16 protein-coding genes and 1 pseudogene are annotated in these 18,526 nt (G+C 61.6%); 5 read left to right on the forward strand and 12 right to left on the reverse strand.

What is annotated here, in order from left to right; genetic code table 11:
* Positions 1-9 precede the first annotated feature (9 nt).
* Together traD and KBP52_RS09430 are read left to right on the forward strand one after the other, a co-directional pair.
* On the forward strand, positions 10-2,169 hold the full coding sequence (gene traD, locus KBP52_RS09425) for a type IV conjugative transfer system coupling protein TraD (protein WP_012723216.1): 2,160 nt from the start codon (positions 10-12) through the stop codon (positions 2,167-2,169).
* A 37-nt stretch (positions 2,170-2,206) separates the two neighbouring features.
* On the forward strand, positions 2,207-2,935 hold the full coding sequence (locus KBP52_RS09430) for a TIGR03747 family integrating conjugative element membrane protein (protein ID WP_012723215.1): 729 nt from the start codon (positions 2,207-2,209) through the stop codon (positions 2,933-2,935).
* 479 nt (positions 2,936-3,414) lie between these two features.
* Here KBP52_RS09430 and KBP52_RS09435 read toward each other — a convergent pair.
* The 12 genes and pseudogenes from KBP52_RS09435 to KBP52_RS09490 all read right to left on the reverse strand — a co-directional run.
* Positions 3,415-4,825: pseudogene (locus tag KBP52_RS09435) on the reverse strand (IS1182 family transposase); the annotation flags it as partial.
* Between the two features lie 338 nt (positions 4,826-5,163).
* On the reverse strand, positions 5,164-5,913 hold the full coding sequence (locus KBP52_RS09440) for a FadR/GntR family transcriptional regulator (RefSeq protein WP_043206170.1): 750 nt from the start codon (positions 5,911-5,913) through the stop codon (positions 5,164-5,166).
* A gap of 100 nt (positions 5,914-6,013) precedes the next feature.
* Positions 6,014-6,373 (reverse strand): SDR family oxidoreductase, encoded by a 360-nt coding sequence (locus tag KBP52_RS09445; RefSeq protein ID WP_052308642.1) that lies wholly within the window; start codon positions 6,371-6,373, stop codon positions 6,014-6,016.
* Positions 6,374-6,402: 29 nt separating this feature from the next.
* Positions 6,403-6,720, reverse strand: coding sequence for an SDR family NAD(P)-dependent oxidoreductase (locus KBP52_RS09450; RefSeq protein WP_052308640.1), 318 nt, complete (start codon positions 6,718-6,720; stop codon positions 6,403-6,405).
* 17 nt (positions 6,721-6,737) lie between these two features.
* The gene (locus tag KBP52_RS09455; protein ID WP_012723213.1) at positions 6,738-8,210 is read right to left on the reverse strand and encodes a carbohydrate porin; all 1,473 of its coding nucleotides are present in this window, start codon (positions 8,208-8,210) and stop codon (positions 6,738-6,740) included.
* Between the two features lie 88 nt (positions 8,211-8,298).
* A complete protein-coding gene (locus tag KBP52_RS09460; protein WP_043205078.1) occupies positions 8,299-9,087 on the reverse strand; it encodes an SDR family NAD(P)-dependent oxidoreductase in 789 nt (262 codons plus the stop codon).
* A gap of 2 nt (positions 9,088-9,089) precedes the next feature.
* Complete coding sequence (locus tag KBP52_RS09465; RefSeq protein ID WP_012723211.1) at positions 9,090-10,319, reverse strand: MFS transporter; 1,230 nt, start codon at positions 10,317-10,319, stop codon at positions 9,090-9,092.
* 56 nt (positions 10,320-10,375) lie between these two features.
* Positions 10,376-11,317: an NAD-dependent epimerase/dehydratase family protein gene (locus KBP52_RS09470; RefSeq protein WP_012723210.1), complete on the reverse strand. Its 942-nt coding sequence runs from the start codon at positions 11,315-11,317 to the stop codon at positions 10,376-10,378.
* A gap of 5 nt (positions 11,318-11,322) precedes the next feature.
* Positions 11,323-12,303, reverse strand: coding sequence for a fumarylacetoacetate hydrolase family protein (locus KBP52_RS09475; RefSeq protein ID WP_012723209.1), 981 nt, complete (start codon positions 12,301-12,303; stop codon positions 11,323-11,325).
* Between the two features lie 88 nt (positions 12,304-12,391).
* On the reverse strand, positions 12,392-13,159 hold the full coding sequence (locus tag KBP52_RS09480; RefSeq protein WP_012723208.1) for an SDR family oxidoreductase: 768 nt from the start codon (positions 13,157-13,159) through the stop codon (positions 12,392-12,394).
* Entirely contained in the window at positions 13,156-14,439 is a 1,284-nt protein-coding gene (gene hisD / locus KBP52_RS09485; RefSeq protein WP_122318597.1) for a histidinol dehydrogenase, read from the reverse strand. Before hisD ends, KBP52_RS09480 begins: the two co-directional genes overlap by 4 nt.
* A 32-nt stretch (positions 14,440-14,471) precedes the next feature.
* Positions 14,472-15,488, reverse strand: a complete 1,017-nt coding sequence (locus KBP52_RS09490) for an SMP-30/gluconolactonase/LRE family protein (RefSeq protein ID WP_012723206.1) — start codon at positions 15,486-15,488, stop codon at positions 14,472-14,474.
* A 386-nt stretch (positions 15,489-15,874) separates the two neighbouring features.
* Here KBP52_RS09490 and KBP52_RS09495 point away from each other — a divergent pair, with 386 nt between their 5' ends.
* The 3 genes from KBP52_RS09495 to KBP52_RS09505 all read left to right on the forward strand — a co-directional run bounded on the left by KBP52_RS09495 (position 15,875) and on the right by KBP52_RS09505 (position 18,514).
* Positions 15,875-16,789: a LysR family transcriptional regulator gene (locus KBP52_RS09495; RefSeq protein WP_122318596.1), complete on the forward strand. Its 915-nt coding sequence runs from the start codon at positions 15,875-15,877 to the stop codon at positions 16,787-16,789.
* Positions 16,790-17,208: 419 nt separating this feature from the next.
* The gene (locus KBP52_RS09500) at positions 17,209-18,141 is read left to right on the forward strand and encodes a VOC family protein (RefSeq protein WP_012723204.1); all 933 of its coding nucleotides are present in this window, start codon (positions 17,209-17,211) and stop codon (positions 18,139-18,141) included.
* Positions 18,142-18,151: 10 nt separating this feature from the next.
* The gene (locus KBP52_RS09505; protein WP_012723203.1) at positions 18,152-18,514 is read left to right on the forward strand and encodes a Rieske 2Fe-2S domain-containing protein; all 363 of its coding nucleotides are present in this window, start codon (positions 18,152-18,154) and stop codon (positions 18,512-18,514) included.
* The last annotated feature ends 12 nt before the right edge of the window (positions 18,515-18,526 follow it).

Genomic DNA, 18,526 nt, shown 5'->3' on the forward strand with positions numbered 1-18,526 from the left:
GTCCAGGTCATGGCCGAGCATGCGATGGAGTCCAAGCTCCGGCCGGCAGTGGAGCTGTACACGGTAGCGATCTGCGTCGCTGCCGGAGTGTTGTGCGTGTACTCGCCCTGGGCTGTGGCCCTGTCACCCGAGATCGGTGTGGTTGCAGCGCTGGCCTATGCCCTGTTCGGCCTGATCCGGCTGCAACAAGCCTGGGAGGTGCTGCGCTATCGGCGCAATATCCGCCGGCTGCCTCGCTACGAACTGACCAGCCGACAGATTCCGGTCAGTCGTAAGCGTTTGTTCATGGGCCGCGGCTTTCGCTGGACACGCCTGCACACCCAGCGCTTGGCGGAGGCCCAGGATCCGGCGGTTGCTCATTATGTCGACCAACCGACCTGCTATCGTCTGGCCCGTGAACTCGAACGGCGCCTGGAACATGCGCCATTTCCGCTCTCGACCCTGGCGCGTGTCACGGCCTGGGACAACGCCTTCAATCGGGTGCGCCCTTTGCCCCCGGTAGGCGGCTCGTCGCTGCTACATGGGGTCGAGCCCGACGAAACGGAAGTCAGTCTGCCGCTGGGTGAACGGGTCGGACACACCCTGGTGCTGGGCACTACCCGCGTCGGCAAGACGCGGCTGGCTGAGGTGTACATCACCCAGGACATACACCGAGTCGAACACGAGGTAGTGATTGTCTTCGACCCGAAAGGCGATGCCGACCTGCTCAAGCGCATGTACGTCGAAGCCAAACGCGCCGGTCGGGAGAAGGAGTTTTATGTGTTTCATCTAGGCTGGCCGGAGATCTCCGCGCGCTACAACGCCGTGGGACGTTTCGGGCGCATCTCGGAAGTGGCGTCGCGCATTGCTGGGCAGCTCAGTGGTGAAGGCAACTCCGCAGCCTTTCGTGAGTTCGCCTGGCGTTTCGTCAACATCATCGCCCGCGCACTGATCGAGCTGGGCCGACGCCCGGACTACCTGCAGATCCAGCGACATGTGGTCAACATCGACGCACTGTTCATCGAATACGCCCAGCAGTTTTTCGCCAAGACCGATCCGAAGGCCTGGGAAGTGATCGTCCAGCTTGAAGGTAAGCTCACCGAGAAGAACATTCCCCGGCATATGGTCGGCCGCGAAAAGCGCGTGGTGGCCATCGAACAATACCTGGCAGTGAAACGAGTCTTTGATCCGGTGCTGGACGGGCTGCGATCGGCAGTGCGCTATGACCGCACCTACTTCGACAAAATCGTCGCCTCGCTGCTGCCGCTGCTGGAAAAACTCACCACCGGCAAGACCGCGCAGTTGCTGGCCCCCAATTACACTGATCTGGAGGATCCACGGCCAATCTTCGACTGGATGCAGATCATCCGCAAACGCGGCATCGTCTATGTCGGTCTGGATGCGCTGACCGACGCGGAAGTGGCTGCCGCCGTAGGCAACTCCATGTTCGCCGATCTGGTCTCGGTGGCTGGGCACATCTACAAGCATGGCATCGACCATGGCTTGCCTTCCGCAGGCAGCAGCGCCGACAAGCTACCGATTAACCTGCATGCCGATGAGTTCAACGAGTTGATGGGTGATGAATTCATTCCGCTGATCAACAAGGGCGGCGGAGCGGGCATCCAGGTGACGGCGTACACCCAGACCCTCAGCGATATCGAGGCGCGCATCGGCAACCGCGCGAAAGCCGGCCAGGTCATCGGTAATTTCAACACCCTGCAGATGCTCCGAGTGCGCGAAACCGCCACTGCGGAGCTGCTCACCCAACAGTTGCCTAAGATCAACGTGCTGACCAAAACCTTGGTCTCGGGTGCCACAGACACCTCCGACCCCGAGGCCAACACGGACTTCACCTCGTCCTCCCAAGACCGGGTCAGCAGCACCAGCGTGCCCCTGATCGAGCCGGCTCACATCGTCAGTTTGCCCAAAGGGCAGATGTTCTCCTTCCAGGTGGGAGGGCAGCTCTGGAAAGTCCGCATGCCACTGCCCAAGCCTTCGCCGGACGATGCCATGCCCAAGAATCTGCAGGAGCTGACTCAGCGGATGCGCGCCAGCTACAACGAGCAGGCGGGACACTGGTGGAGTGCCAGCGGGGGCGGTCCCACGCTCGACTTCGATCCGGACCGAGTCACGCCAGCCCGCCCCTCTGTAGCGGTGGACACGAGTGGGCCTACTCAGGAGGTCCCATGACGATGTCGGCCCAGCGCGCCTCGCGGAGTCAAGGAGGATGACTTCAGCTCAGCGCCCTCCACCGCAACCCATCCAGCGCCCTGGGCTGATCGTCTCGGCGATTAGCCTGGTCTTGCGCATTATCGGTTTGCTGATCGCCTCGTTGCTGTTCTCAATCCTGGTCGAGTTCGTCGGTCTGCTGCTGTTCTGGGGCGATCAAGGCTGGCGACACAGTCAGGCGATGCTGAGCAGTGAACTGGGCTGGCTCAGTGAGCACTTCAAATCCTCACTGATCCTCCAGAGACCTGGACAGACGGTTGTCCAGTGGCTGGACTTCCTCCATCAATGGTTGTTGGTCAACACCGGTTTTGCGGATTTCGCCCAGCAGGCGCGGATGTCGAGCCAGGACAACGGTTCGTGGGGAGGGATTAATCAGCTGTATGTGAGCATTGAGGATTTTGTCCTGGCGGCGGTGTATGTCAGCTTCACCTTCGTGGTGCGTCTGAGCATTCTGGCCCTGGCGACCCCCTTGTTTCTGCTGGCCATGTTCACCGGTTTCATTGACGGTCTGATGCGCCGCGACCTGCGCAAATTCGGTGCGGGACGAGAAAGCAGCTTTGTTTATCACCGGGCCAAGCGAGCGGTCATGCCACTGCTGAGCGTACCCTGGATCCTTTATCTGTCGCTGCCCTTTTCGCTCAATCCCATGGCGGTATTTCTGCCGTGCGCCGTGATGCTCGGGGTGGCCATGGCCATCACGACGGCGACGTTCAAAAAATATCTCTGAGTGCGACACGAATACTCTCTGTTGGAATGTTCAGCACCGGAGCTAATGAGATGCCCATGCTCGCGGGCGTAAGTAGCCGTCAGTTCCGCGTTAGTGGACATCCCTTACAGCTGGCAGGGCCTTGCTCCTGATAACAGCACTTTTTTTCCGATCCACAGTTCTATTCTCGGCCCCCTGGCCCAATGCTTCCAGTTAGGGGTATGAGTAGTTACATAGTCTTGCCCACCCGTTTGCATTCGACCCGACTAGCCATTTGCATCAGATTTGACCACCTCGCTTCGTGGCGATAACCGGCAGAGAACGGCCCAGAGTGTGTAGAAACGCTATGGGTGCAGAGAGTTGGGTAATCGGTGTTTTTTTTCGCTGCGCAGGATGTCTCTAGAGGCCTCGACCAAGCCAAATCAGTGTTGCTGGTATTGATTGGCACTTGCCGAGCGGGGCCCGTTAGATGCGGTTATTGCAATGTTAAAAAGGCCGCAGGCCTTCATCGCCGCCATCAAGGCTTCACTGCCCAACAGCCGTAGCACGCATTTGAGGTTATAGGCGAGTACATGCAGGCTCATCTCGGTGCTCACCCGGGCAAGGGTTGTTGGTGAGGAAGTGCGTGGCCCCCATCCAGGACTTCAGTGTGCCGAAGGGATGTTGAACCGTTTGGCGGCGGATCCGCATCATTTCTGGTGCTTGATCAAGGCGACTCTGCATCATCTCAAGTATCGACTCAAGCTCCCAGCGACTAACTTGCCGCTCAGAGCTGGCGTGCAGCGCTACTTTTGTGCTCAACTCTGACAGTGCGAACTCCAGTAACAATGCAGCTTCAGCCCTTTCTCAATCAAGCTTTGCCCAGCAGGGCATCGATACTCGTTCGTTGATGCGTCATAGATGAAATCATCTTTGCCGAAGCGGCCAGCCGCTGTCGTTCCCGAGGTCAGCGTCTCGGGCACGAAAACAGTAATTCCAGCTTCATGGCACGCCAGGATTTCTTCGCCTTTGAAATACCCTCTGTCTGCGACTGCCGACAGTTCTTCGACACCCATGGCCGCTCGTGCATGCTTGGCCATCGAACTCAGCTGGTTTTGATCCACGCCATCATTCGTTACCTCGTGCGCCACCATCAGGTGGTGCTTCGCATCAGCTGCAGTCTGGACGTTTGTAGCCGACCATTCCTGTTCCGCGCGTCTTCATCGAGCGAGCATCAGGATCGGTTAGCGAGATCTGTTTATCCGGCGCTTCGTTTAGCTGTACCTCGATTTGCTTGAGCTCCTGCATCTTGGCTTTCAAGGCCGCGATCTTGTCATGGAGGCATTCGGCTTTGGCCTAGGCAACGGAAGGCTCCTGACGGTCTGCGATATCAAGTGCGGTCAGATAGCGATTGATACTGGACTCAACTTCCTCCATTCGCCGTCGAAGTTTGGCACTGGTGAAGTTCCGATCCCGATCATTGACCGCCTTGAACTTGCTGCCGTCGATGGCAACGAGCGCTTCCGAGAACAATCCCAGTTGCTGGCACAACACCACAAATTGACGACAGATCCCGCGGATTGCCTTGCCATTGTTTTTGTGGAAATTGGCGATGGTTTTGAAGTCCGGCATCAAGCGACCAGTCAACCACATCAACTCGATGTTGCGCTGGGCTTTTCGCTCCAGGCGCCGGCTTGATTGAATACGGTTGAGGTAGCCGTATATGTAGATCTTCAGCAGGATCGCGGGGTGGTACGGGGGCCTCCCTGTATCTGCGGGAATGATGCCTTCAAAACCCAGCTTGCCCTGGTCGAGTTCGTCGACAAAGACGTCGACTATACGCACCGGGTTGGTATCGCTGACATAGTAGTCGAGGCTTTCGGGAAGCAAGCTGCTTTGACCTCGGTGTTCGCCTTGAATAAAGCGTTTCATGGGCGATCCCTGCGATGAAATCATCAGAAATCATAGCAAGGGTTCTGGGAGGCGTTTTTACACACTCTGGGCCCTAAGCAGCCGTCGCGTCAGCGTGTATTTGCAACCTACAGACTGGCGGACGCTGAGAGTTCGAATCGCTCCTTCATCGCATAATTCTGGCAACACTTGCATGACTGTGTGGTTGAGGCGGCCTGGGAGACTTCCACCTGGAGAAGAAAGAACCGCACGGAGGGCGGTTTTGTACGAAGCGGGTAAGAGTTGGAAGCGGTAGCTGCCGCTGCTTTCCTGACTCAGCTTTGTAGGGAGTCGTGGGCCATTCAACACAATTCAGGCTGCTACCGGAGGCGTATCTCTTCCTCCTCGTGCGCTTGGCCAAACTGCTCTTTACTCCGGCTTAAGTGCATGCGCATGGCCATTCTCGCTCCTTCACTGTCACGACGGGCGACAGCGTCATAAATTGCTTCATGCTCGTGCTTCAAACGAAGCATGTAACTGGCTTGATCGTGGTGTCCCAAGCGCGCGGAATCGAGCCAGGTACGCGGAATGATGCCTGTGCCAAGGTGGTTGATGATATCAGTGAAATACCGATTGCCACTGGCCTGAGCGATGCACTGGTGGAAACGATAGTCCGCAGACGCCTTATCGGTGGAGTGAGCAGCTCCCTCGTTGAGCTCATCCAACGCGGCCCGCATGTCAGCCAGCTGCGCATCACTACGCCGCTGCGCAGCCAGCCCAGCCGACTCTATCTCCAAGGCGATACGCAGTTCCAGAATCGCTAGCACTTCGCGGATGGTGACCATAGTGGAAGGGTCTAGTCGAAATGAATCGGTACATGGCGGACTCAGGACAAAGGAACCGATGCCATGGCGGGTCTCAACCTGTCCGGCCGCCTGCAGCCGCGACATCACTTCACGTACCACAGTGCGGCTGACGCCCTGCTCGGCCATGAGCTGCGATTCGGTCGGCAACTGGTCGCCGCGCTTGAGCTGGCCACTGCGAATGCGCTCGGTCAGCACCATAACCACTTGCTGAGTCAAGCTTCGCGGTTTGCATTTTGGCTGTGCCAGTATCCGCTGCTCGGTAATGCCCACTATACCTCCTTCAGAACCAACCACCATGATACCCCAAGCGGCCAGACCTGCAGGAAGCCTAGCCACTGGGCCGGAGTGCATGAGACAGCAGCTATCAACCGAGCAAAAAACCACCATCAACGTTGAAGACCTGGCCGGTAATGTAACCGGACTTCTCCGAAGTCAGGAAGGCCAGCAGCCCGCAGAGGTCCTCTGGCACGCCCGTGCGCGTTATCAACTGCGCCTCGCGCATGAACAGGTCACCCGGCAAAGCGGCTTCAGTGCCACGATGACGGATCAGGCCAGGGGAGATGGCATTCACGGTGATGCCGCAATCACCCAGCTCCGCAGCCAGTGCCCGGGTCAGGCCGATGACTCCGCACTTGCTGGCGATGTAGGCGAAGAAGCCTTTCTGCGGTCGCCCGGTATTGCTCGACGCCATATTGACGATCCGCCCCCAGCGGCGTTCGGCCATGCCGGGGGTGAACGCCTGACCAAGGTACGTTACCAGGTGTCCACGTCGGTTTCCGCCAGGCTGCGCAAAAATGGGGTGAAGGCGGCGTTGTTGACCAGCATCGCAGCGCCCGAATCGCGCCAGTACCGCCTACGCGAAACCCGAGACAGCGGCAGATCGACCAGGTCACAGCATTGCGCCCAAGCCGTGCCGCCGTGTTCGATGATCTCGGCGACGGTGCCGTCGGCTGGCTCGGGGTCCGTCAGCGCCAGGTTGAAGCCGGCGGCAGCCAGCAGCAGCGCGAACACCTTGCCCAGGCCACTGGCAACACCGTTGACGACGGCTATTCGAGAGTTGGATGGGAACATCAAAGGGTTATTCCTGTTTATCTCAGGCCGCTCAGGCCCAGCAATTGATCAAGCTGTACATGCAACAGCACACCGAATGCGTAGCCGTCTCGCGGGTTTTCGCCGGTGCGAGGATTGAGCCAGCTGCTGGCGCCAAACGTACGGGTCACGAAGGGGCTGAGGACGATGCTGTCGTTCAGTACGAAGTTGGCGTCAAGGCTGATGGCGTATTCGTCCCGCCCTGGCCGATAGTCGCCACCGCCACTGCTCACCGCATGGGTTTCCTCGAGGAAGCCCTGCTGGCGATCGGTGAGCTGCGCCCAACTGGCCTTGACGGAGTAGCTGTCGAAAGGCCGACTACGGAAGGGTCCCGACAAGATCAGGCCAAGGTCGCCCTGGTTGCGCACGCCGGTCTCGGTGGTGTCCTCGAAGACGTGGGACAGGCTGCCGTGAACGCTCAGGGCCGTGGGGTTGCGTTCCCCTGCTCGCCCACCGTCAAGGCGCCAGAAAGTCTGCTTCGCACCCAGGTAGAAGCCCCTGACGCCATCATGGGTCGCGGCTTCTGCCTGGCTGGTGGCGCGCGACGTGCCGTCGACGGTGTAGTAAGGATCTTTCTGCCGACGGTTGTTGTAGAAGCCCATCAGCTCGAAGGATGTCGGGTAGGTCGATATCGAGAAGTCGGTGCGGTAGGCAAGATTGGCGAGGTAAGCCGTACTGAGCGTGCCGCCGCTGTCGCCTTCACGCCGCTCCCAGCCGTTGGTGAAGGGGTAGGCGTTGTTACTGCGCCAGGCGCCGAGCTGAGCGCGCCACCGCGGGCTGAAGTCATAGGCGCCACGGAGACCCCAGTTGGCATACGGCGGTGGATTGATCCCCGCAGTGTCCTGCAGGATGGCAGGGCTGACGCAGCCGAAGGGCAAGTTGCACATGGGCAATGCGAAATAGTTGCCAGCATTGCTCTTGCCTGCTTCGAGTGTCAGACGATCCTCGAGCAGGCGCTGTTCGTAGGTGAACAATGTCAGGTGACTTACTTTGGGAATGTAGGGAGCGGGTTTGCCCACAGTGACACCCCCTACTTGACCGCCATAGGCGATATTCGAGGTCCAGGGAACATACAGTTGCTGGAAATGGACCACGCCGCCGTCGATGCCGGCCAGCTTCTGCATGTCGAAATCCGCGCCAATGCCAAACAACGTCAGCGATTCATGATTGCCGGTGTCCAGGCCAGTGCTCGGGTTGCGCAGATAGATCTGGGTCATGTCCAGCTTCGGACTGATGCCGTGATCAGCCAGCCCACGGCCCTGCTCTTCAAAAGGTCGCCCGGGGGTGGCAGGCTTGCGAGGCTCGGGGCTCAGTACCCGAGGGCCCTGCCGCTCGTTGGGAAGGCTGTTGTCGATACTGGACGGCAGTTGCAGCCGCTCTCCCTGCTCTCGCGCCAACTCGATCGCCTGCCCCCCGCTTGCGGCGGTGAGCAGCAGGGATGCAGCAAGGACCTTTGCATGTACGTAGTTCATGTGGACTGACCTTATTGTTGTTTTTTTAAGACAGATGTTGCCCGTCCGCGCCGCCTGAGTACGGCGCGGGGGGAGACTGAACGACGATTCAGCCGGCTGTTGCGCCGGCGTCTATGGCAAGATCCGCCCCGGTGACCCAGGCGGCTTCATCCGAAGCCAGGTAAACCGCGGCCCAGGCGACGTCGTCTGGTTGACCGAGACGCTGGCGCAAAAATTGTCGCCCCAGCGCCGTCTGACGCAGCCCTGGATCCCGTGCCATGTGTGCCCGGGTAGCGGCGGTTTCGATGAGTCCTGGTGACAGGCTATTGACCCTGATGCGGTGTGGCCCGCCCTCCATCGCCAGTTGCCGGGTCATGGCAAGTACCCCGCCCTTACCGGCGCAGTGAGCCAGGGCCGGCGAGCCTTCAAGCGCCATGCGAGCGTTGGCCGAGGCGAAATTGATCACCGAGCCGCCGCCCCTGGTCTTGAGCACTGGCCAGGCCGCCTTGCAGGCGAGGAAGACGATGTCCAGCTCTCCGGTCAATGTGCGCCGCCACTGGCTCTCGTAGTCCATCTCCTCGATCCAGGCGAAGGCGCCGAACGCCGCCGCATTGACCAGGCAATCGAAACCGCCATCACCCTGTGCACAGGCCCATTTCACCCACTCTTCAACCGCTTGTGGCTGAGTCAGGTCGCAGCAGTGCACGGCAAAGGATTCGTGCCCCTCTGCCTGGGCAAGGGCCAAGGTTTCGGCCGCCGCCTCAGGGTCCCAATCACAGCCAAGAACCCTGGCACCCTGGCGGGCAAACAACAAAGCGCAGGCCTGGCCGATGCCATTTCCGATGCCGGTGATCAATGCAGTCTTGCCAGCCAGGCGCTGTCCATTCATGGTGCTCATGTTCAAGCTTCCTCAATGTTGCAAGCGTTCGATAGAAAGGCAGAGCGGGGACGGCTAAGCATGGCGCAGAGCAGCGCGACCACGGCCATCGACAACAGGATCCAGGCAGCCAGTCCCACGGTCGCGGCCACCCCGCCGGTGTATGGCGTGGCCGCAACGATCAGCAGCGGGCTCAGGAAAGCGCCCAGGCAGTAGCTGCCATACCAGATGCCGGTTCCTAACCCGCGCCGATGTGACGGCAATTCGCGCATGTTCCAAATCGCGAGGCTGGGTAGCATCAGGCCGCAACCCAGGCCATTAATTAACGCAATCAGCAGCATCAGTTGCACATCTTTCGCCCAGGGCACCATCAGGAAGCTGAGACCGATCAAGGCAAACGCGACGGCCAGGCAGTGCGGGATCCGCAGTTTCAGGCGCAGCAGCAGGTGCACGCTCAGGGTACCGAGCACGATCATGACGCTTCCCGCCGATGCGATCATGCCCGCGGTGCTTGGCGAACCGTGGCCGATATCACCCAGCAGGTAAGCCAGCTGGATCTGCATCACCATGAACGCGGCGCCGCCTGCAAGGGTGAGTGCGCAAATCACAGCCAGCAGAGAAGGACGCAAGCGTACAGAGCCTTCCTGGGACTGGCCGGCACCGCCCTCGGCCATGGGCTCCCTCAGCAGGAAGTAGGCGAACACGGCCATGACTATCGCTACCAGGTAAACAACGTAGGGCACCTGCCAGCCGAATTCGCCCAACGCCCCGCCGATCATGAAGAACAGAATGGCCGAACTGGCAGCGAATGTAGTCTGCAGCGCCAGGTAACGTTGGCGCAGCGCCCCGTTGTAGTAGTCACCGATCAGTGTCGTACTGATCGTCACGACACCTGCCTCCATACAGCCGAGCAGGATCCGGCTGACAATGATGGCGTGCAGCGAAGGCAGTACGAGCGGTAGCACGCCCATGACGCCATAGCCGACCATGGCGATGATCAGCAGCCGTTTGCGACCAACCCGATCAGCGAAAAAACCCACCAGCGGGCTAAGCAAGGCCACCATCAGACCAGGGATGGCCAATGACACAGGGACCAGGAACTCGACATTGGGAACGTGGGCAAAATGGGCCTGCATCTGTGGCAGGCTCGGCGCGACGATAATGGCTGCCAGAGGCGCAAGACAGTTAATGAGCAATAGCAGGTAGGTCGCAATGCGCGCTACCGGACGACCAGCAGTGACAGAGGTGTTCATGGTGTTCTCCAGTGTTCTTGTTATTGTTCTTTTTTGTCGAGCACGCGGATTACGGGTTATCCGTCGAGGGTTCGGGCGATCAGCCCGGCAAGGTCCCCGTCATGTGCAAAGCCAAGGCGCTCGGCCACAGGGGTCGCCAGCGCCGGATACTTTGCAAAAGCCTGCGCCAGGGCGGGATCGGGGCGATAGCTGACCAGTTGCTGGCGGTCCTCGCCATATCTCTGGCACAGGCCCTCCACCACCGCCTCAACGCTCAGGTGCAGCACGGGCAAGGTGATCGTGCGGTGTCCGGCCAGCGACACGGCAGGCTGACGCGCAGCATGCAGGAGGTTGTCCACGCAGCAGGCCACCGACATCCACCAGGCGGTGCCCTGCGGGCTTACCGGGCAAACGAACGGCTGGCCGTCGCGCAGGCTCCAGAACAGGTCGCTCATGAATGCCGACAGGAGTCCGGACGGCTGGGGTGGCCTGGCCACGATGCCAGGCAGGCGCAACGCGATGCCATCCAGCTCGCCTCGACGGGAAAAGTCCTCCAGCAACAATTCACCAATGAGCTTCTGGGTGCCGTAGCTCAGTTGGGGGAGCAGCGGCGCCGACTCATCCATGGGGCCCTCCGGCAGCGCGCCATAAACGGCGATGGTGCTGGCAAAAACCACGCGTGCGGGGTGTTCCTGTGAACGCAAGGCCTCGAACAGCGCCAGGGTGGCATCAAGGTTGACCCGTCGGCCCAGCTCATATTCACGCTCGGCGAGCCCTCCGGGCACGCTGCCCAGATGGAAAAGTACTGCCACCGGCTCATCCAGCGTATCGGCGATCAGCGCTGGATCGTTCAGGTCGCCCTCCAGGCAGCGAACCCGAGGGTCGCGCAGCGGCTGCTCGAAGGCAAGATCCAGCAGCGTGAGGCGGCTCCAGCCTGGCAAGGCACGGGGGTCTGCAAGCAGGCGGCTGACCAGGTTCTGGCCGACAAAACCGTTGGCCCCGGTAATCACGACATGCATTGGCGTCACTCCGCAGCCACGAAACGGTGGTCGATGGCGCCGAACACGCTGTGCCCATCACGCCCCAGGATCTCGAAACGCAGCCGATCACCAAAGCGCAAGAACTGCGTGCGCGCCTCGCCGAACTCAATCATTTCCACTGCCCTGCGTTCCGCCAGGCACGCCGAACCTACCTCGCGCCAGCCACGGTTGGAGAAGGTACCCGAACCCAATACCGTGCCAGCGCCCAGCTTGCGGGTGCGGGCCAAGTGCATGACCAGTTCCGGGAAGCTGAAGTCCATCTCAGCCCCATTAGGGTGGCCGAACAGTTCGCCATTGCAATGCACATGCAAGTCCAGGTGCACGCGGCCGTCGCACCAGTCCCGGCCCAGTTCATCCGGGGTGACCGCCACCGGGGCAAACACCGTGCTCGGTTTGGACCGCAACGGGCCGAAGCCAATGCTCACCTCCTTGAACAGGTGGGCTCGCAGGCTGACGTCGTTGAGCAACATCAGCAGCTTGATGTGCCCGGCGGCTGCCGCTGGCTGCACGCCCATGGGGACATCGTCGAGAATCACTGCAACCTCCCCTTCGAAGTCGATCTGGTGCTCCTCGCCCTGCACCGGATAGTCGTCGCAAGGGCCCATGAAGTCATCACCTGCGCCCTGGTAGAGAATCGGGACGCCAGGGTCTTTCTTGATGTCCAACTTGTAGGCCTGCTCCATCAGGTTGCCGTGGTTGAGAAACGCCGACGCATCGGCCCACTGGTAGGCCCGAGGCAACGGCGCCATGGCCAGGCGCGAATCGAAGTCGAAGGCGTCTGCCTCCAGGCCATCATTCAATCGCTGGTAAATTGCCTGAAGCAAGGGCTCGCAGCGATCCCATTGCTCGATGGCCGCTTGTAGCGTGCCGGCGATGCCGCCGGCCAGGGTCGCACGACGCAGATCGCGGGAAACGATGACCAGTTGGCCGTCGCGGTTACCGTTCCTGAGGGTTGCCAGTTTCATGGTTGTGCTCCTTGTCCGGCCCAGAGGACCGGTAATTCGATGAGTTCGAGCAGGTTGCCGGCGTTGTCGCGCAGAAAGCCGCGCGCTCCTAATTCAACGACCGGCCGCCATCGACGGGGATCACCGCGCCGGTGGTGAAGGTCAACTGGCTGGCCACCGCCAACACCGCGTTGGCCACCTCCTCCGGCAACGCCAGGCGCCCCAGCGGCGTGGCCGCCGCCTGGCGGTCACGCCATGCGGCATCCAGGCCCTGGACAAACTCGGTGTCAGCCAGGCCCGGTGCTACCGAGACCACACGGATAGCCGGAGCCAGGGCACGGGCCAGCGAGCAGGTCAGGTTGTCCAGCGCGGCCTTGGAGGCGCAATAGGCGATGTTGCTGCCCATGGCCGTGCGCGCGGCAATTGAACTGATATTGACCACCAGGCCGCCCTCGCCTGCCGCCAGTAGCGGCTGCAGTGCCCGTACGCAAGCGATGGGCCCGCGCACGTTGGTCGCCAGGATCTGGTCGATCAGCGTGTCATCCAGCGCGGCCAGGTCGGCGTGGGCAACATAGCGCGTGGTGCCCGCGCAGTTGACCAGGATGTCGCACCGCCCATAGGCCGCCTTCACCTCCCGGGCCAGGCTGGCCAAACTCTCGCTGTCGGTGACCGTGGCCTGCATCGGCCTGTGGCCTTCGGCACAGGCCGGCAAGGCCAGGGCCAAACGCTCGGCAGCTTCGCGTCCGCGGTTGTAGCCCAGCACTAGTGCGGCGCCGGCGCCGGCCAGGGCGCGGGCAATCGCCTCGCCCAGACCTCCGGTAGCGCCGGTGACCACCGCCACCTTGCCTTCGAGTGCTTGCATGGCCCGGCCCCTCACACGGTTTTCTTCAGGCGACGCACGCGGATGTCAGCCTGCTCCTTGTGCCCGGAGAAATGCTCCAGGGCGCACAACCGCGAGCACACCTCACCCATGGCCACGCTCGCCTCATCAGTGAGAATGCGCTGGTAGGTGTGGGTCTTGATGAACTTGCCCACCCACAGGCCGCCGGTATAGCGGCCAGCGCCCTGAGTCGGCAGGGTGTGGTTGGTGCCGATCACCTTGTCACCGTAGGACACATTGGTACGGTGGCCCAGGAACAACCCGCCATAGCAAGTCATGCGCTCGAGGAACCAGTCCGGATCGCGGGTCATGACCTGGACATGCTCGGAGCATAGGCGCTCGGACTCGGCGAGCATCTCCTCATCGCTGTCACACAAGATGATCTCGCCATAGTCACGCCAGGCGACGCTGGCCACCGGTGCGGTGTCCAGGCGGCTGAGCACCTGTTCGATGGCCGCCGGCAACTCTTCGGCGATACGTGTGCTGGTGGTCAAGCAGTAGGCCGGCGAGGTCGGGCCATGCTCGGCCTGGCCGAGCAGGTCCACAGCCACCAGTTCGGCGTCGACACTGTCATCGCAGATCACCATGGTCTCGGTGGGACCGGCGAACAGGTCGATACCCACCCGGCCGAACAGCTGGCGCTTGGCCTCGGCCACATAGGCATTACCCGGACCAACGATCATGTCCACCGGCGCAATCTTCTCGGTACCCAAGGCCATGGCAGCTACGCCCTGTACCCCGCCCATCACGTAGATTTCGTCGGCGCCAGCCAGGGCCATGGCAGCAACGATTTCGTTGGACGGCTTGCCCCCGAAAGGCGGTGCGCAGGCGATCACCCGCTTGACGCCAGCGACCTTGGCGGTCAGCACGCTCATGTGCGCCGATGCCAACAGGGGATACTTGCCGCCCGGGATATAGCAACCCACCGAGTTAACCGGGATGTTGCGGTGCCCCAGCACCACGCCGGGCATGGTCTCGACCTCGACGTCGCGCAGCGAATGCAGCTGGATCTGGGCAAAACGACGGATCTGCGCCTGGGCGAAACGGATGTCGTCCAGTGCCTCCGGGCTGAGGCTGTCGATGCATGCCTGGATCTGTTCGGATGTCAGCCGGAAATCATCCGGGGCCCAGTTGTCGAAGTGGCTGGAATACTCGCGCAACGCTGCCTCGCCGCGGTGCTCAATGGCAGCGAGGATCTCTTCGACGGTGGTACGCACCTGGGCATTGAGCTCGGCTTTCGCTTCTGCGGGCCGGCCTTGTTTGAGTTGACGGATCATGCGGGACTCCTGTTGCAACGAGGTATGGAAAACTAGCGCCAGTGGATCAGCGGCTGGCCGGCCACCGGTGCTCTGAAGAAGGGAATGCGGGTGCCTTGCAGGCTGCCCAAGTAGACGGTGCGAAGGTCGGGGCCGCCGAAGGTGAGGCTGGCCATCCACGGCGCCAAGGTGCCGCGGGCGGCCTGCATGATCTCGGGCGTCAGGGTCTTGTCCGCGAAATGCCGGTCGAGGCGCGCGGTGGCTTGCGGATCCCCGTCGTCGAGCAGCGTCAGCACCTCGCCTTCGGGGGTGATGGCGATCAGCTTGTCGCTCATCACCAGTGTCACCCAGAGGTTGCCGAAACTGTCGAAGGCAAAGCCGTCGGGGAAGCCTTCGAGCTGCGCAGGGCCATACACGTCGCGCTCGCCCAACGTGGCGTCGGGGCCTACGCGCAAACGCGAGATTCGCCGGACATTGCTCTCGACCACGTACAGAAACTGCTCGTTGTCATCGAAGCGGATCTCGTTGGTGCCGCCGAAGCCTTCGGCCACCACGCGGATGCCCTTTTCATCGATTACCCCGATGTAGCCGTCGAGCACCGCCGAATTGATCGAGTCGGTCCAGGGTTGCATCGTGGTCGTCACGGTGAACCAGATGCGGCCCTTGGAATCGATCAGCGGGAAGTTGGTCTTGCCCAGTGCCTTGCCTTCCAGGTGGTCGTGCAGCACATGGACGTGACCTTGGCGATCAAGTCGCTCGATACGGTCCAGACCCCAGTTGCAGATGATGAAGTCGCCTTCGGCGGTCAGTGCCAGGCCATTGGGCAGCGAGGCCCCCTGGGACTGCACGTAGCGCTGCTGGAAATCTGCCGGTTCGCTGACTGGGGCGATCGGAGCCAGGAGTTGCTGGCTGCCGTCCGGAGCGATGCGCATCACCCCGCCGCGGGCATCCGCGCTCCACAGCGTGCCGTCAGGCTGGGCGACGATGCACTCGGGGCGCTGCAGGTCGTGGCCGATGAACTGGATGCTGGCGCGGTCTACCTGCCAGCCTTTGAGAGGGTTGCTTGCCATAGTGGTGCCTCGTGCAATGCCGGGCTCGGCAGCGCATGGGCGCCCGGGCCGTGGTATGAATGGCGTTACGATGCGCGTCTAGCGCCCGCTTGATGCCAGGCGGGCGAACGAATCCAAGCAGTAGATGGGCGGCGAAACGCTGGCACGAAGAGGGCGGGACGGCTGCATGATGTGCTCCGGTTTTTTTGTTGTTATAGGCCAGACATCGGTGCCAGGCTGACACCAGGTTCTTCGACCTGGATGGCGGGTGTGACTTGATGGTATGCACCCGTCAGGCATCTGTGAAATCGTTTATTGACATACGAGGCATAAACACGTTGGATGGCTCGCACGCACCCTCCGCCAACAAAAACAATCCCGGACCGCACCGGGCAAGGAGACGTCCAATGCGCTTTCATGGCCTTGATCTCAACCTTCTGGTGGTGCTCGACGCTCTGCTGGTCGAGCAGAACATCACCCGTGCCGGGGAACGGCTGTTTCTCAGCCAGCCGGCCACCAGCGCCGCACTCGCCCGCCTGCGGGAATACTTCCAGGACCAATTGCTGGTACCCAACGGACGCAAGATGGTCCGCACGCCCAAAGGCGAAGCACTCATCCAGCCCGTTCGCGACTTGCTGATCCAGATGCGCTCCACGCTGGAAAACCGAGCCGAGTTCGAGCCGGCTCAGTCGCAGCGCAAATTTGTGCTGATGGCCTCGGACTACGTCTGCACCGTGCTGTTGCCTCAGGTCAGCAGGCGCCTGAACGAACTGGCACCGATGGCCAGCCTGGAAATGATCCCGCCCAACGACACCCCGCGGGAAACGCTCGAACGAGGGAACGTCGACCTTCTGGTGTTGCCGGCCACCCACCTGGGCGACGACCATCCGAGCCTGACGATTTTCGAGGACCGTTTCGTCTGCATGACCTGCCAGGACAACCCCCTGGTTGGCGACAGCCTGTCGTTCGAGCAGTACAAGCAGATGGGGCACGTCCTGGTGCGATGGGGTATGCAGCGGGTGCCGTCGATGGACGAGTGGTTTCTCAATCGCTACAACTTCGAGCGCCGTGTCGAGGTCATCACCAACGCCTTTAGCAACGTGCCCACGTTCCTGCCGGGCACCCTGCGCATCGCCACCATGCATCTGCGCCTGGCCCAGCAGTGTGCGCGCGAGCTTCCGCTGAAGATTCTGCCGGTACCCTGGGATGCACCCAGGCTGGTCATGGCCATCCAGTGGAATCGTCACCAGCAGCATGATCCTGGGCTGAGCTGGCTACGCAGCCTGATCGTGGAAAGCGCGGCAGCCATGCCAGACGTCTGAACAGCAACCCACGGCAGCGGCATACCAGTCCACAGGTATCCATCGATCGAATGCTTCGTATGCCAAATTAAGATTTCTCGTATGACTGGACGCTGCGTAGCTTATCGAGGCGAGCCATGCAGCCAAGGGAGCATGGCTCACACTCCGCCACACGTGGGGTGTCCAGAACAAGAACCGACCAGAGAAATCGCCATGCCTCAGCTCCTGTCTTACCTCATCACCGCCGAACATTCCGCAGCCCGCTACGCCTGCGTGGCAGTATTCGTCACCCGCCTGCATCGCTCAGCCCGACGCTAGCGTTCGCTGCCCCACCATCCTTCTAATTCCGCTGCGGTACGACAATCGCCCGCCGTGCGGCTATCCCATGCCCGTCCACCTGGCCGCCACGCCAGGTCGCTAGCTATATGGAGTCATCAGCCATGAATATCATCGGTCTGCAATACCTGACCTTCGGCGTCGAAGACCTGGCCGCCGCCCACCGGTATCTGCTGGATTACGGCCTGGACGTCAGCGAGTACGACCCCGAGGTCGGCGGTACCTACATTGCCCTGGATAGCACCGGCGTGATCGTGCGCCGCAGTGACCACTCCGGCCTGCCGCCACTGCCGCCCGGCGCATGCTCTCCCTGCCTGCGCGAAACCCATTATGGGGTCGCCGACGACGCCACCCTGGTGCAGTTGTACCGCCTGCTGGGCGCCGATCGCGAGGTGAGCGTAGATGCCGACGGCACACTGCACTGCCTCGACGATTCCGGCTTCGGCATTGCCTTTCAGCGCGCTCGGCGCCAGCCGATCCACGCGCCGCGCCTGGGCTTCAACGTGCCGGGCCAGACGCCGGGGCGCGCGCCCAACGACTGCGGCGCTGACCCCTCGGCAGTGATCAAGCCACGCTCACTGTCCCATGTGGTGTACTTCGTCGAAGACGCTGCCAAGGCCGAGGCGTTCTACCGGCGCCTGGGCTTCGTGGTGACTGATCGTCTCAACCAACTGGGGCCGTTCATGCGCCCTGCCGGGACCCATGATCACCACACGCTGTTCATGCTGCACAGCCATAACGAGCACATGGTCGGCTGCAACCACTTCACCTTCCACTTCGGCTCGGCGGGCGAGGTACTGCAGCAAGGCTGGCGCTTCCAGCAAAAGGGCTACCAAAGCTTCTGGGGGCCGGGACGGCATCTGATGGGCAGCAACTTCTTCTGGTACTTCAACAGTCCCTTTGGCGCCGTCATGGAATTTGACGCCGACATGGATCACCACGACGACAGCTGGGTGCCGCGGGCGCTGGAGCCCGGTGCAGACAATTCGCAGATATTCCTTTTCGAGGGTGTCGATAAATGGGCCCCCGGTGAGTGAGGCAGCCACCATGGAGCGCCGTCTTTGCCACCGCGACGAGCTGCCAGACCACCTCGCCCGAGGCCTGCTGCGCGAGGGCCGGCATGACCGGGTGTTCGCCATCCGGCGCGGCGCCGAAGTGATCGTCTGGCTCAACGACTGCCCGCACAACCACCGCCCTCTGGAATACCAGCGCGACCAGTTTCTCTCGGCCGACGGTCAGCACATCGTCTGCTACGCCCACTCGGCGCACTTCGACCTGCGCACCGGCCATTGCTTTGCCGGGCCGTGCGTGGGGCGGTATCTGGTCCCGGTGCCAGCACGAATAGATGGTGCGGGAAATATCTGGATTCCCGACCAACTGCCCGCTCCATCAGCCCTGAACCAAGCCTGAACGAGGTCATCA

Origin of the sequence: Pseudomonas sp. SCA2728.1_7, from assembly GCF_018138145.1 — a bacterium.
GTDB lineage: Bacteria > Pseudomonadota > Gammaproteobacteria > Pseudomonadales > Pseudomonadaceae > Aquipseudomonas > Aquipseudomonas koreensis_A.

What these genes read in the sequence shown, in the direction of transcription:
- traD (WP_012723216.1), top strand. Translation starts at nt 10, where the DNA reads ATGGCCGAGCATGCGATGGAGTCCAAGCTCCGGCCGGCAGTGGAGCTG.
- KBP52_RS09430 (WP_012723215.1), top strand. Translation starts at nt 2,207, where the DNA reads ATGACTTCAGCTCAGCGCCCTCCACCGCAACCCATCCAGCGCCCTGGG.
- KBP52_RS09445 (WP_052308642.1), bottom strand. Translation starts at nt 6,373, where the DNA reads ATGGCCGAACGCCGCTGGGGGCGGATCGTCAATATGGCGTCGAGCAAT.
- KBP52_RS09450 (WP_052308640.1), bottom strand. Translation starts at nt 6,720, where the DNA reads ATGTTCCCATCCAACTCTCGAATAGCCGTCGTCAACGGTGTTGCCAGT.
- KBP52_RS09455 (WP_012723213.1), bottom strand. Translation starts at nt 8,210, where the DNA reads ATGAACTACGTACATGCAAAGGTCCTTGCTGCATCCCTGCTGCTCACC.
- KBP52_RS09460 (WP_043205078.1), bottom strand. Translation starts at nt 9,087, where the DNA reads ATGAGCACCATGAATGGACAGCGCCTGGCTGGCAAGACTGCATTGATC.
- KBP52_RS09465 (WP_012723211.1), bottom strand. Translation starts at nt 10,319, where the DNA reads ATGAACACCTCTGTCACTGCTGGTCGTCCGGTAGCGCGCATTGCGACC.
- KBP52_RS09470 (WP_012723210.1), bottom strand. Translation starts at nt 11,317, where the DNA reads ATGCATGTCGTGATTACCGGGGCCAACGGTTTTGTCGGCCAGAACCTG.
- KBP52_RS09475 (WP_012723209.1), bottom strand. Translation starts at nt 12,303, where the DNA reads ATGAAACTGGCAACCCTCAGGAACGGTAACCGCGACGGCCAACTGGTC.
- hisD (WP_122318597.1), bottom strand. Translation starts at nt 14,439, where the DNA reads ATGATCCGTCAACTCAAACAAGGCCGGCCCGCAGAAGCGAAAGCCGAG.
- KBP52_RS09490 (WP_012723206.1), bottom strand. Translation starts at nt 15,488, where the DNA reads ATGGCAAGCAACCCTCTCAAAGGCTGGCAGGTAGACCGCGCCAGCATC.
- KBP52_RS09495 (WP_122318596.1), top strand. Translation starts at nt 15,875, where the DNA reads ATGCGCTTTCATGGCCTTGATCTCAACCTTCTGGTGGTGCTCGACGCT.
- KBP52_RS09500 (WP_012723204.1), top strand. Translation starts at nt 17,209, where the DNA reads ATGAATATCATCGGTCTGCAATACCTGACCTTCGGCGTCGAAGACCTG.
- KBP52_RS09505 (WP_012723203.1), top strand. Translation starts at nt 18,152, where the DNA reads ATGGAGCGCCGTCTTTGCCACCGCGACGAGCTGCCAGACCACCTCGCC.